The 12699-nt window shown below is 45.8% G+C and carries 11 protein-coding genes; 1 reads left to right on the top strand and 10 read right to left on the bottom strand.

Features of this window, described 5'->3' with window-relative positions:
• Position 1 precedes the first annotated feature (1 nt).
• The 8 genes from EC604_RS05835 to EC604_RS05800 all read right to left on the bottom strand — a co-directional run bounded on the left by EC604_RS05835 (position 2) and on the right by EC604_RS05800 (position 6865).
• Positions 2-1225 (bottom strand): glycosyltransferase family 4 protein, encoded by a 1224-nt coding sequence (locus EC604_RS05835; RefSeq protein WP_123063227.1) that lies wholly within the window; start codon positions 1223-1225, stop codon positions 2-4.
• A gap of 16 nt (positions 1226-1241) precedes the next feature.
• Positions 1242-2210 carry a UDP-glucuronic acid decarboxylase family protein gene (locus EC604_RS05830; protein ID WP_123063226.1) on the bottom strand — a complete coding sequence of 323 codons (969 nt, stop codon included), beginning with the start codon at positions 2208-2210 and terminating at the stop codon, positions 1242-1244.
• Between the two features lie 32 nt (positions 2211-2242).
• Positions 2243-2911, bottom strand: coding sequence for a sugar transferase (locus tag EC604_RS05825; protein WP_205127915.1), 669 nt, complete (start codon positions 2909-2911; stop codon positions 2243-2245).
• Complete coding sequence (galU, locus tag EC604_RS05820) at positions 2908-3816, bottom strand: UTP--glucose-1-phosphate uridylyltransferase GalU (RefSeq protein WP_123063421.1); 909 nt, start codon at positions 3814-3816, stop codon at positions 2908-2910. The genes EC604_RS05825 and galU overlap by 4 nt, the downstream gene beginning before the upstream one ends.
• A 221-nt stretch (positions 3817-4037) precedes the next feature.
• On the bottom strand, positions 4038-4718 hold the full coding sequence (locus EC604_RS05815; protein WP_123063225.1) for a CpsD/CapB family tyrosine-protein kinase: 681 nt from the start codon (positions 4716-4718) through the stop codon (positions 4038-4040).
• On the bottom strand, positions 4699-5451 hold the full coding sequence (locus EC604_RS05810; RefSeq protein ID WP_123063224.1) for a YveK family protein: 753 nt from the start codon (positions 5449-5451) through the stop codon (positions 4699-4701). Before EC604_RS05810 ends, EC604_RS05815 begins: the two co-directional genes overlap by 20 nt.
• A 65-nt stretch (positions 5452-5516) precedes the next feature.
• A complete protein-coding gene (locus EC604_RS05805) occupies positions 5517-6275 on the bottom strand; it encodes a tyrosine-protein phosphatase (RefSeq protein WP_123063223.1) in 759 nt (252 codons plus the stop codon).
• Between the two features lie 152 nt (positions 6276-6427).
• Positions 6428-6865, bottom strand: coding sequence for a hypothetical protein (locus EC604_RS05800; protein ID WP_123063222.1), 438 nt, complete (start codon positions 6863-6865; stop codon positions 6428-6430).
• 342 nt (positions 6866-7207) lie between these two features.
• Here EC604_RS05800 and EC604_RS05795 point away from each other — a divergent pair, with 342 nt between their 5' ends.
• The gene (locus EC604_RS05795) at positions 7208-7576 is read left to right on the top strand and encodes a helix-turn-helix domain-containing protein (protein ID WP_123063221.1); all 369 of its coding nucleotides are present in this window, start codon (positions 7208-7210) and stop codon (positions 7574-7576) included.
• A gap of 105 nt (positions 7577-7681) precedes the next feature.
• Here EC604_RS05795 and EC604_RS30250 read toward each other — a convergent pair whose 3' ends face one another.
• On the bottom strand, positions 7682-7834 hold the full coding sequence (locus EC604_RS30250; protein WP_205127914.1) for a hypothetical protein: 153 nt from the start codon (positions 7832-7834) through the stop codon (positions 7682-7684).
• 222 nt (positions 7835-8056) lie between these two features.
• On the bottom strand, positions 8057-12655 hold the full coding sequence (gene gltB / locus EC604_RS05790; protein WP_123063220.1) for a glutamate synthase large subunit: 4599 nt from the start codon (positions 12653-12655) through the stop codon (positions 8057-8059).
• Positions 12656-12699 lie beyond the last annotated feature (44 nt).

Here is a 12699-nt window from a genome sequence, read left to right as displayed (position 1 = left end):
CTTAACCTTCACCTCCAATTAACTTCTCGTAGATGATCGCATGTCTGGTGAGAAGATAATCTTCATTAAAGGATAGGCTGTGTTCGCAGCATCGTAGCATTAATTCGTTTTTTTCAGCTTCAGATAATGAATAGTAATGGAGGATTGCATCACGGATCGCATCGGCACGATGAGCGGTGAAGGAGAAGGTGTCCGCATCCAGCAAAATCTCGGGCATACCCCCAACCTTAGAAGCGTAGACTGGCGTACCTGCTTGATACGATTCAATGACTACTCTGCCAAAAGGTTCATCCCAGGTGGAAGGTACAATGGTAAGATCCATCTTTTTCATCTGGGAAGTGATCTCCTTTTTATCGATTTTGCCCACGAACACGATCCGGGAATCAGTCCCTGCGAGTTCTTGTAATGTATGGAGCAGAGGACCATCCCCGTGGATGAACAGCTTTCCCACGATCTGCTGATCGAGTTTTTGCACCGCTTCAATCAGATACTGAACACCCTTGACCTCGGTTAATTGTCCAAAATATCCAACATGAAGGGGTTGCTGGTGACGAACCGTTTTCCCCGCATTGACATGCTGAACCTGATCATCACGCTCAACAATGTTATGAATGACATGTTTGGACGCGTGCGCGAAAAATCCCAGTTCGATATGCTTGTTAAGCACATGCTCGGATATGCCAATAACAGAAGAAACCCTGCGGCTGTAATGTTTGGAAATCTGTCTGTAGAACCTGGAGTATGCCGAGATTGCAATGGGCTCAATTAACGAAAAATCCCGCAACGTATGCACAACCGGAATGTTCAGTTCAAAAGCCGCTTTCCAGATCGCAAGGCTTAGTCCCGGAATATTCTGAGTGTGGATCAGGGCAGGACGTTTCCTCATCAGATATTGTTTAATATGCTGGTATTGCTTCACATTAAAAATATCCTGGATGCGCCATAATACTTTGTCAGAAGTGCTGGCCTGCCTTGCTGTATCACCGATCCAATACCGATTGTTAAACGGTAGCCGCGAGATTTCAATCCCGTTCACTGTATCCGTCTGCACCCCGCCCTCCTTGTGTCCACCTACGGTAATGACTTTCACGTCATAACTGGACTCCAGCGTCTGGGCCAGAATTTGTGTCGATATCTCGGCTCCCCCAATAATATGGGGTGGGTATAAACTGTGAGCAATCAATATAGTTTGCACGGTTCTCAACTCGCTTTTATTCAGCTTCATTGTTAGCAGTTCAGTGTTATCCAGTTTCCTGTACCTGCAACATCGATCGATAATGCTCTATCGTGCGTTTCAATCCCTCTTCCAGACCAATCTCCGGCTCCCAGTTTAATATTTCACGAGCTTTATCAATCACTGGACGTCTAACCTTCGGATCATCTTCAGGTAAAGGCAAGAATACAACCCTACTGTCCGATTGCGTAAGTTGTTTCACCAAATGAGCAACCTCAAGGATTGTGTATTCTGTAGGATTGCCGATGTTGATAATCTCTCCATCAGCCCGATCTTCTGCCATGAAAGCTTGTAACCCCCGGATGTTATCATCCACATAACAGAAGGATCGGGTCTGTGAACCATCCCCATACACCGTAATATCCTGACCTGTCAGCGCCTGCGTTACAAAATTAGATATCACCCTGCCGTCATCATTACGAAGACCGGAAGAATACGTGTTAAAAATACGCGCAACCTTCACGGAAACACGTTGTTTCGTGTAGTATTCATAACAAAAAACTTCGCCCAACCGTTTGGCTTCGTCATAGCAGGCTCGTGGCCCCCACGTATTTACATTGCCTCGATAACTCTCCGGCTGCGGATGAATCTCGGGATCGCCATAGGCTTCACTTGTACTGGAATACAAAAACTTGGCACCTTTGACCCGGGCCAGTTCCAGCATATGATAGGTTCCTCGCGTGTTCACCCAGATCGTGCCGATGGCATCTGCTTGATAGAACTTCGGTGAAGCAGGCGAAGCCAGATGATAGATTTCATGTACCTGCTGATCAACGAAAAAATCCATTGTATCGGGAAGTGTAACATCTGCTTCATGGAATACAAAATGAGGGTTCTCCATAACCTCTGCCAGATTGCGGATCATACCTGTTGAAAGATTATCAATCCCTGTAACCTGATGACCCTGGCCAATTAAGGATTGCACGAGATGAGAGCCAAGAAATCCGGCAGCACCTGTCACTACAATATGTTTCATTACATCACACTCCAAATTATGATCCAAAATGGTCAAAAGGTGTTGCTTTTAATCATTACACCGATGGTTTTAAAAATGATGGTGATGTCCATTTTCATAGAGACATTGGAAATATAGTGGAAGTCATACTGGAGATTATGGTGAATAGGCTCCTTGCGAGCCTCGCTCACCTGCCACAATCCCGTAATTCCCGGTTTCACCAGAAACCGTCTGCGCTCCAGATCGGTATAACATTCCTCCACAATCCGTTTCATTTCAGGTCTCGGGCCGATAAAACTCATATCCCCTTTGATAATGTTAAGCAGCTGCGGCAGTTCATCCAGACTCGTCTTGCGCAATATTCTGCCCAGTCGTGTAATCCTCGGATCATGACTGGTCGTTGGCGAAAGGCCATATTTCGGTGCGTCCGTACGCATCGTTCTAAATTTATAGATGTTAAATTTGACTCCGTTTTTCCCGTATCGTTCCTGCTTAAAGATCACGGGCCCTTTGGAATCCAGTTTAATCAAAATAGCTGAAAGCAGCATGACCGGTAATGTGATCAGCAGTAACAGAATGGCGATAACAAAATCGACCAATGGCTTCATCACATCCGTATACCCGCCAACACGTTGTGAGTATGGCTGCTCAAGTACTGCGGCATTCCCCTCTTTAACCAAGGTTTCCCCACTCCCAAAGTATTCCGGTCCTGATAGCTTCACAGACTATCCCCTCCAGCTACAAGGATTTGATTCATTTGTTCCTTCATTAGAATCTCTTCAATCGCCATCAACACCGGTGCGCGCAACTCTTTATTTTTGAGTGCAAAATCTAAAGTTGTAAGGATGTACCCCAGCTTCTCCCCTACATCAAAGCGGGAACCTTCAAAGTCATAGGCACTGATTCCTTGATCAATATTCAACTTTTGCAACGCATCTGTAAGCTGAATTTCGCCTCCTGCGCCTACATTTTGCTCTTCCAGATATTCGAAAATTTTCGGAGTCAAAATGTATCGTCCCATAATTGCCAGGTTGGACGGTGCCGAACCTAGTGGCGGCTTCTCAACCATACTCTTTACAGAAGATAAGCGTCCTTCTGTGTGCAGTGGATCAATAATCCCATAGCGATATGTTTCACTCGGACTTACCGTTTTCACGCCAAGTACCGACTGCTCTACCTTTTCATACTGCTGGATTAGCTGTTTCAGGCACGGTACTTCTGAAACGACGATATCATCACCAAGCAGTACAGCAAAAGGTTCATTGCCTATGAAATTACGGGCACACCAGACCGCATGCCCAAGTCCAAGGGCTTCCTTCTGTCTTATGTAATGAATATCCACGTTGGAGGACTTCCGGACTTCTTCCAGCAAACTGAGCTTTCCTTTCTCAAGCAGGTTATGCTCCAGTTCAAACGCACTATCAAAATGATCTTCAATCGCACGTTTTCCTTTGCCCGTCACGATAATAATATCTTCGATCCCGGAAGCGACTGCCTCTTCAACGATGTACTGGATAGTCGGTTTGTCCACAATAGGGAGCATTTCTTTAGGCATTGCCTTTGTAGCAGGTAAAAAACGGGTCCCCAATCCAGCAGCAGGGATAATTGCTTTTCTCACCTTTGTCATAGATATCACCCTATCCATTTTTTTATTTGACCTCATAAAACCATGAAAACATGAAATAAATGATTCATAATAGGGCATTGAACCCCTCCTCACATCACACCCCTGACGATACACGTCTAAGGTACACTACCCACAGTGTGACCGAGTGCCTACCATGATAGAGGTATAGTAGACATGACCTTTTAAGATGATTTAAAAAGGGAATTAAATTCTCACGCCTGTTATTTTTCCCCGTAACTATTATTGCGGCTTTTGGGTATCTGCACATTGTTCAGCACAGCGCCCAGAATACGTGCGTTCACATGTTCAAGATGAGCTTTCGCCTTTTTGACCAGATCCTTTTTCACCTTGCCTGCATTCACCACAAGAATGACACCATCACACAAGGAACTGATAATTAATGCATCGGTCACGGTCAGAACCGGCGGTGTATCGAACAAAATAACATCGTACTCTTCCTTTAAACCCTCAAGAAGTGCCGTCATCTTACGTGAACCAATCATCTCCGAAGGATTAGGAGGAATCGGCCCGGAAGACAAAACATGTAAACCTTCTACTCCGGTTTCTCGAAGCACTTCGGTCACTTGGTATTGACTTGATAACACACTGGTCAGTCCTACATGATTGGGTATATTAAACATCAGATGTACTGCCGGTTTACGTAAATCTGTGTCCATCACCAGAACCTTTTTGCCTTCCTGCGCATAAGTGACTGCCAAATTACCAATCGTCGTTGTTTTCCCTTCACCTGATGATGCCGAGGCAATCATGATCGTCTGAATCTGACTGTCTATGGATGAAAACTGAATATTGGTGCGTAGCTTTCGATAAGCTTCGGAGGAATTAGATCTGGGATTAGCCATCGTTACTAGGCCTACTCGTTCATTGGTTAATCGTGACATACTGTCCATCACCTACCTGTTTTTGAGATATGGATGACTGTTTGGATATACGGCTCTCTTCTTTTCTAATCTTGGAGATGACAGCAAGTGCAGGAAGATTTAATTCTTTCTCCAATTCATCTTCCGTTTTCAAGGTGTCATCCAAATATTCCAGCAGGAATATAAACCCTACTGCCAGTAGCAGTCCGACAATAAAGCTAATCAAAATATTGATGATGGGGTTGACGTTAATAGGATTGGAGGAATCCGTAGGTTTCGCTTCACTTAGGATCGTGACATTGTCTACTTTCATAATTACGGGGATTTGAGATTTAAACACTTTCGCAACTGCGTTTACGGTTTTTGCGGCTTTTTCGGATGATAGCCCCGTAGCTGTTAGACTCATAACCTGGGACTCATTGGCGGTGGAAACTTGGATGTTCTGCCCTAATTGATTCCCGGTCATACCAAGATCGGGGTATGTCGATGCCACTTTATCGAGGATTGCAGAAGATTTAATAATCTCCATATAGGAGTTGATCACTTTGATGTTCGTCTGAATCGTGCTAATATCCAAACTCGGAACACCTTGGGCATTATATGCCTGGTTGACGATTAATTTGGCGCCTGCTTCATAGATCGGTACAGTAAAAAAGTAGTTTTTAACACCTGCACCAATACAAGCCACAGCTACGAAGGCAACAATAATCCAGATGCGTTTACGTAAAATGTGTAAATACTCTTTGAGTTCCATTCGATTTTCCTCCCATATAAGTCAGCCATGATATGTGACTATGTATTTGGTACATCAGCAGCTGTTCACCAGAACAAAAAGCTTCGCTTTTTCTTGGCTGGTATCACAGCTGAAATACGTTGATTATTGCAAATGGATCGTGCATTATCTTGAAAATGTTGAATATAGCCACGGCCCAACCGCCTTTCAAGCAACGGATATACAACATCCAGCTTGAACGTTCGATGTTTCGTATCGTGTGCATCTGATGAAATGAAATGAAACCCGTTTTCTTTGCAAAAATGAAAACACCACTTCTGAACTTTTCGCCCGAAAAGCCCAGTGAATGATTCCGCCGTAAGCTGGCATAGTCCACCTTGAATCAAATAATCGGACAGCAGCAATGGCTTTTTCAAAATGACAAGGTTACGTTCCGGATGAGCGATAATAGGGGTAATTCCCGCGATTCGCAGTTCGTGCAGTATTCCGGGGAACTGTGAGGGAATATGACCAAAGGGTAACTCCAGCAACATGTAACGACTACCGGCCAGTGTGCAGCACTTTCCTGCATACAAGTCTTCAATCAGCCCATCGTGCACTCTGATCTCCTGACCGGGATCAATCTGCAAACGGATATTTCGTTTGGCAAGCTCAGCACGAAACATATGAACAGCCTGATTGACTACCTTTGGTTCATTGTTGTAATGTCCGTTCAGGTGATGCGGAGTTGCAATAATGGAGGTAATTCCTGAAGCTACTGCCTTCTCAGCCATCGCAACGGACTGCTCCATTTGAACAGGACCATCATCCAGACCGAATAATATGTGGCAGTGCATTTCAACCATATCCAAACTTCCTCAATGTATGCTCCTCCTCGCCCCTTTATTCATTGCGCAAATGCTTTTGGTGTTAAAGAACTAATGCATAACGCTACGAAATATAGTAAAATGGCGTTAAGTACATGCTTGTTCAGAAATTGTTCAGATTCACCCTCATCCTATATGGTAAAATCAATGTAACGATACGGCTTTAACTGTGGAGATGGATCTGCTGCATTCCCATATGTAGAACGGGGAACCGCCTCAAATTCAACTTCAGTAAGCATTCTGTTTAACTGTCCAGTTATATATAGTGTTTGCTCTTTCTGAATATGCAAGTTTGAATGATACAATATCAACTCTCCAAAAGGCTGTTTCCATTGCAGTTTGGCATGAAGCCTGACACATACACGGCTGTCTTCTACATCCAAACCTAGTACCATTTCTGATAATACGGGTAAGTTCAGGTCGCTCAGGAAAGTGATCGCTTGTGTATCCATACCAAGCAACAGGACGGGACGTCTTTTGCGATCTACCATTTTCCCATGAAACTCCTGAATGTACATATGGACATTTGGTTTCAGATCGGCCCATTCCTGAAGAATTTTTGAATTCATGATTTCATTCCTTTAGAATGGATTGGCCAGCATGGGCGAGACTCTTTTACTTTTAGCAGGTATAACGCTCAGTCCATGAGGAAATACTTAAAATACTATTTAATGATACATTTTGTAACTCCATACGTTCAATTTACGATACAATACGTATCATGTCAAGCGGTATTTGGACATGGTTCTTTTGATTTACGACAATATGAGCTGTCCTTAGACAGACCTATTTAAGAAGTGAAGTATATGAGACGAATGAGGCGTAGTACCTTTGCAGGAAAGCTTCCCTGATCAAAAACTTGGCTCAGGATTGTTTCAATATATATGATGGTGTTCAGGGGGAAATAGCTTATGAGCTACGGAAATCGCATTGCTGAATTACGAGAACAGCGGGGACTTACTCAAGAAGAACTTGCGAACTCCATTCATATTACCAGAGCGGCTCTTTCCCACTACGAGAAAAACCGGCGCAAACCGGATTTCGAGGTGTTAACGCGGCTTGCTGACATTTTCGATGTGTCCATTGATTATTTGATTGGACGTACGAAGCAAAGTGATATGGTTATGGATGAAGACGTGCGTGAATTCGTGGATGCGCTTGAATTGTCAGATAAGGAAGTGTTAGAGCGCTTTGATCTGATGATTGATGGTAAACCTTTAACGGAGGAAGAAGCTCGTCGTTTTATCGCTTTTGTACGAATGGAACGCAGTATGGATTAATCATACGATACCCGAAAAGAAAACCCAGTTTCCGAGTACTTCCTGCTCCGGTTTCTGGGCCTTTTTGTGTATCATAATTCCCTCCATTCCTTGGTGTGCACTGGTTCATGTACGCTTGTTGTCGGAGGATACGAAATGTTTCAAACGCTCCGGGTCGATTCCACATTGCAGTAAAACTTTCATGATGTCCATCCGGGTTGCTTCGACTTTGTTACCTGTCGGCTTAGAATCGCCCATGTTTGGATGCTTCATCTTCATTCCGCTAACCTCTCTTATCTTAATACTTTCTCTGCACTCCAAAAACTAAACCTAATTATACTTTAGAACGTTCCTCGATGTTGTCGTCTCATGGCGATAACGTTTTTTGAGCGGGTTCTAATTTTGTCGAAAGCAAAAAGGAGCCTTATAACGCCGTTCTGGCGGCTATAAGACTCCTTTTGTTTTAAAGCTTTTCTTTTAATTAGGAAAATAAACGAAACATTAACCTCCGGTGCGCGCAAGCTCACGCATATTCGCTTCAAATGCGGCCAGCAAAGCGGCTTCACCTGTCAGACCTGTCGCCTGTACCCGCTCGATCTGTTCCGTCATACGTTTGAAGTCCTTCGGAATGACACGCACAAATTGATTCAGGGAATCCTGCCATGTATCCAGGATACGCTGACCTGCAGCACTTCCCGTAAGTGCTACGTGCCGTTGAATCATGCCAAGCAAATCTTCACTTTCAGAAGCATCCTCGACACGCTCCAAAAGAACCATTTCCAGATTGCAGCGTTGCAGGAATGCGCCTTTTGGATCATACACGTAAGCAATACCTCCGGACATCCCTGCTGCAAAGTTACGACCTGTATCGCCGAGTACTACGACACGCCCACCTGTCATGTATTCACAGCCATGATCGCCTACACCTTCAACAACCACTTTGGCTCCTGAGTTACGTACAGCGAAACGCTCTCCGGCAATACCGCGGATATACGCTTCCCCACTAGTCGCCCCATATAAAGCGGTGTTTCCGATAATGATGTTGTTCTCCGCTTCGAATGTCGCTTTTGGTGAAGGCATAACAATCAGCTTACCTCCTGACAATCCTTTACCTACGTAGTCGTTGGAGTCTCCTTCTACCGTGAGCGTCATGCCTTTTGGTACAAAAGCACCAAAGCTTTGTCCAGCTGAGCCAACAAATTTAAATTTAACCGTATCCTCAGGCAAACCAGCAAGACCATATTTACGTGTAATCTCACTACCTAGGATGGTACCCACTGCACGGTTCACATTGGTAATCGGAAGAACCGCTTCAACAGGTTGACCGGATTCAATAGCTGGCTGTGCGAGTGGCACGAGTTGTTGCATATCCAGCGTTTCTTCCAATTGGTGATTCTGATGCTGTGTACGGTAACGTGCAGCGCCTTCCGGCAGTTCAGGCACATGCAGCAATACAGACAGATCCACACCTTTTTTCTTCCAGTGATCCACAGCTTCTACCGTTTCGAGGCAATCTGTACGTCCAACCATTTCCTGAATGGTACGGAAACCAAGATCAGCCATAATCTCACGCATGTCTTCTGCGACGAAACGCATAAAGTTCACGACATGTTCAGGATCTCCCATGTAGTTTTTACGCAGTTCCGGATTTTGTGTTGCCACACCAACTGGACAAGTATCCATTTGGCAGACACGCATCATGATACAGCCCAGTGCTACGAGTGGTGCAGTAGAGAAACCATATTCTTCTGCTCCAAGCAACGCAGCAATAGCCAGGTCGCGCCCGTTCAGCATTTTGCCATCTGTTTCAAGAACAACACGATCACGCAGATTGTTCAGCATCAACGTTTGATGTGTCTCTGCAAGTCCAAGCTCCCACGGCATACCGGCATGACGGATGGAACCTTGAGGAGATGCCCCCGTTCCGCCGTCGTAACCGCTGACCAGGATAATGTCCGCACGACCTTTAGCTACACCTGCAGCAATCGTTCCGACACCGACTTCTGATACCAGCTTCACGTTAATTTCGGCACGCGGATTAGCATTTTTCAAGTCATAGATCAATTCTGCCAAGTCCTCAATCGAATAAATATCGTGATGCGGCGGCGGTGAGATCAGACCTACACCTGGTGTAGAGCCGCGAACTTCTGCTACCCAAGGATATACTTTACGGCCTGGCAGTTGTCCGCCTTCACCTGGTTTAGCCCCTTGTGCCATTTTGATCTGAATCTCGTCAGCATTGACCAGATAGTTGGAAGTTACACCAAAACGTCCGGATGCAACTTGTTTGATCGCACTGCGACGGGAATCCCCATTGCTGTCTTTCACGAAACGAGCCGGGTCTTCTCCGCCTTCACCAGTGTTGGATTTACCACCCACACGGTTCATGGCGATTGCCAAATCTTCGTGAGCTTCTTTACTGATTGAACCGAAGGACATCGCACCCGTTTTGAAACGACGCATGATGTTTTCTACGGATTCTACTTCTTCGAGCGGAATGGATGCTCCGACCGGTTTTAGTTTCAGCATGGAACGAATGGTGAGCAGTTGATCATTCTCACCCTGTACGAGTTTGGAATACTTTTTGTACAGCTTGTAATCGCCCGTACGTACAGCGTGTTGCAATGTGTGGATCGTTTGCGGGTTGAACAAATGCTCTTCCCCGTCGTTCCGCCATTGGTATTCACCGCCGGAATCCAGCACTTTATCATTGCCGTCCTTATCTGTGAAAGCTCGGTTGTGATGTGTCAGCGCCTCTGCTGCTACTTCCTCCAGACCGATACCACCGATTCGTGAAGGTGTCCAAGTGAAGTAACGGTCAACGAAATCTGATTTCAGACCCACCGCTTCGAAAATTTGAGCACCGCGATACGATTGGATCGTTGAGATACCCATTTTGGACAATATTTTAATAACGCCTTTAGTTGCGGCTTTAATGTAGTTTTTCACGGCTTTCTCATGGGAAATGCCGCGCAGCAAACCTTGCTGAATCATATCATCCAGCGTTTCAAATGCCAGATAAGGGTTAACCGCACTTACGCCATAACCCAGAAGCAATGCGTAGTGGTGAATATCACGCGGTTCTCCCGATTCGAGCAAAATGCTGACTTTTGTTCTTGTACCCTGACGAATCAGGTGGTGATGCAGACCTGCAACAGCCAGCAACGCCGGAATTGCTGCATTCTCGGCATCCACACCGCGGTCAGACAAAATCAAAATATTGTGTCCTTTGTCGATGACCCGGTCTGCTGCTTCAAAGAGCAAGTCCATCGCTTTATGCAACCCTTCGGCTCCTTCTGCTGCGGTGAAGAAGATCGGAATCGTCATGGAACGGAAGCCCGGACGACGAACGTGGCGGATCTTCGCAAAGTCTTCATTAGACAATACCGGTGTATCCAGCCGAATCTGGCGACAGCTCTCCGGTTCAGGGTTAAGCAGGTTACGCTCCGGACCAATCGTTGTCGCTGTAGAGGTAACGATCTCTTCACGGATCGCATCAATCGGCGGATTGGTTACCTGTGCAAACATCTGTTTAAAGTAGTTATACAGGCGTTGCGGACGATCGGACAGAACAGCCAGCGGTGCATCATAACCCATGGAGCCTGTAGCTTCCATTCCTGTGGATGCCATTGGCTCCAGCACTTTGCGCAGTTCTTCAAATGTATATCCGTATGCAAGTTGAAGTTGCGTAACATTGTCATGTTTAGGGTCTGGAAGCTCCGGTGCTTCCGGCAACTCGTTCAGATCCATCAAGTGCTCTTCAAGCCACTCTTCGTAAGGATTCTCTGAAGCAATGAGCGCTTTGACTTCTTCATCAGAGATAATACGGCCCTCTTGAGTATCTACGAGCAACATCCGTCCTGGACGCAGACGATCTTTGTACAGAATGTCTTCCGGTGCGATATCCAGAACACCGACTTCGGAAGAAAGAATGATTCGGTCATCCTTCGTTACATAATAACGGGCAGGACGCAAACCGTTACGGTCAAGCGTAGCCCCGATCTGTAAACCGTCCGTAAATGCCATAGCCGCAGGGCCATCCCATGGCTCCATCATTGTGCTGTGGTATTCGTAGAACGCCTTTTTCGCAGGGTCCATACCTTCATCGGTGCTCCATGGCTCAGGAACCATCATCATCGCCACGTGTGGCAGGGAGCGTCCGCTTAGATACAGGAATTCCAGCGTGTTATCAAACATTGCTGTATCTGAACCGTCCGGATTAATGACCGGTTTTACTTTTGCAATGTCATCGCCGAACAGTTCGCTTTCGAACAAGGACTGACGCGCATGCATCCAGTTCACGTTACCACGCATTGTATTGATCTCACCGTTGTGGATCATGAAACGATACGGGTGAGCACGTTCCCAGCTCGGGAAGGTGTTCGTACTGAAACGGGAGTGTACGAGTGCAATCGCGGATTCAACCAGTTCTTCCTGCAGATCCAGATAGAACTTGCCCACCTGCTCGGTTGTCAGCATGCCTTTGTAGACCACTTTACGGCAAGACAAGCTCGGCAAATAGAATGATTCTCCTTCCGCCTCGTCTGCGGAATAACGAATGGCCAGTTCAGCACGTCTGCGAATGACATACAATTTGCGTTCAAATGCAAGCTCATCTTTCACTTCATCCGATCTTCCGATAAATACCTGACGTACGTAAGGCTTCGCTGCCAGTGCAGAACGGCCCAGCATCTCATCATACGTAGGTACATCCCGGAAGCCCAGGAAGGTCTGTCCTTCTTCTTCAATAATCTTCTTCAGGCTCTCTTCATGTGCAGTACGAACTGCCGGATCATGAGACAAGAACAGCATGCCTACGCCATAAAATCCCTGTTCAGGCAATGCAAAACCGAGTCGCTCTGCTTCCTTTGCAAAATAACGATGTGGAATCTGAATCAGGATGCCTGCTCCGTCACCGGAATTCGGTTCACTTCCCTGACCCCCACGGTGCTCCATATTACTGAGCATGGTCAGTGCCTGACTAACGATATCGTGTGAAGGTACTCCTTTGATGTTGGCAACAAAACCCATACCACATGCATCTTTTTCGAATTGTGGGTCATACAGACCTTGTTTTGGAGGTAATCCGATGTGTCTCATGGAACGCAACCTTTCTATAATGAAGTATTTCGGAAAGATCAAGA

The sequence above is a fragment of the Paenibacillus amylolyticus genome, assembly GCF_003719335.1.
In the GTDB taxonomy this organism is placed as follows: domain Bacteria; phylum Bacillota; class Bacilli; order Paenibacillales; family Paenibacillaceae; genus Paenibacillus; species Paenibacillus amylolyticus_D.
The sequence above is the reverse complement of the archived record's forward strand: the minus strand, read 5'-3'. Positions and strand labels throughout refer to the sequence as shown.

Excerpts from the sequence above, each read along its gene's own strand:
- EC604_RS05830 (WP_123063226.1), bottom strand. The coding sequence starts at position 2,210 with ATGAAACATATTGTAGTGACAGGTGCTGCCGGATTTCTTGGCTCTCAT.
- EC604_RS05800 (WP_123063222.1), bottom strand. The coding sequence starts at position 6,865 with ATGAATTCAAAAATTCTTCAGGAATGGGCCGATCTGAAACCAAATGTC.
- EC604_RS05835 (WP_123063227.1), bottom strand. The coding sequence starts at position 1,225 with ATGAAGCTGAATAAAAGCGAGTTGAGAACCGTGCAAACTATATTGATT.
- EC604_RS05815 (WP_123063225.1), bottom strand. The coding sequence starts at position 4,718 with ATGTCACGATTAACCAATGAACGAGTAGGCCTAGTAACGATGGCTAAT.
- galU (WP_123063421.1), bottom strand. The coding sequence starts at position 3,816 with ATGACAAAGGTGAGAAAAGCAATTATCCCTGCTGCTGGATTGGGGACC.
- EC604_RS05810 (WP_123063224.1), bottom strand. The coding sequence starts at position 5,451 with ATGGAACTCAAAGAGTATTTACACATTTTACGTAAACGCATCTGGATT.
- EC604_RS05805 (WP_123063223.1), bottom strand. The coding sequence starts at position 6,275 with ATGGTTGAAATGCACTGCCACATATTATTCGGTCTGGATGATGGTCCT.
- EC604_RS30250 (WP_205127914.1), bottom strand. The coding sequence starts at position 7,834 with ATGAAGATGAAGCATCCAAACATGGGCGATTCTAAGCCGACAGGTAAC.
- EC604_RS05795 (WP_123063221.1), top strand. The coding sequence starts at position 7,208 with ATGAGCTACGGAAATCGCATTGCTGAATTACGAGAACAGCGGGGACTT.
- gltB (WP_123063220.1), bottom strand. The coding sequence starts at position 12,655 with ATGAGACACATCGGATTACCTCCAAAACAAGGTCTGTATGACCCACAA.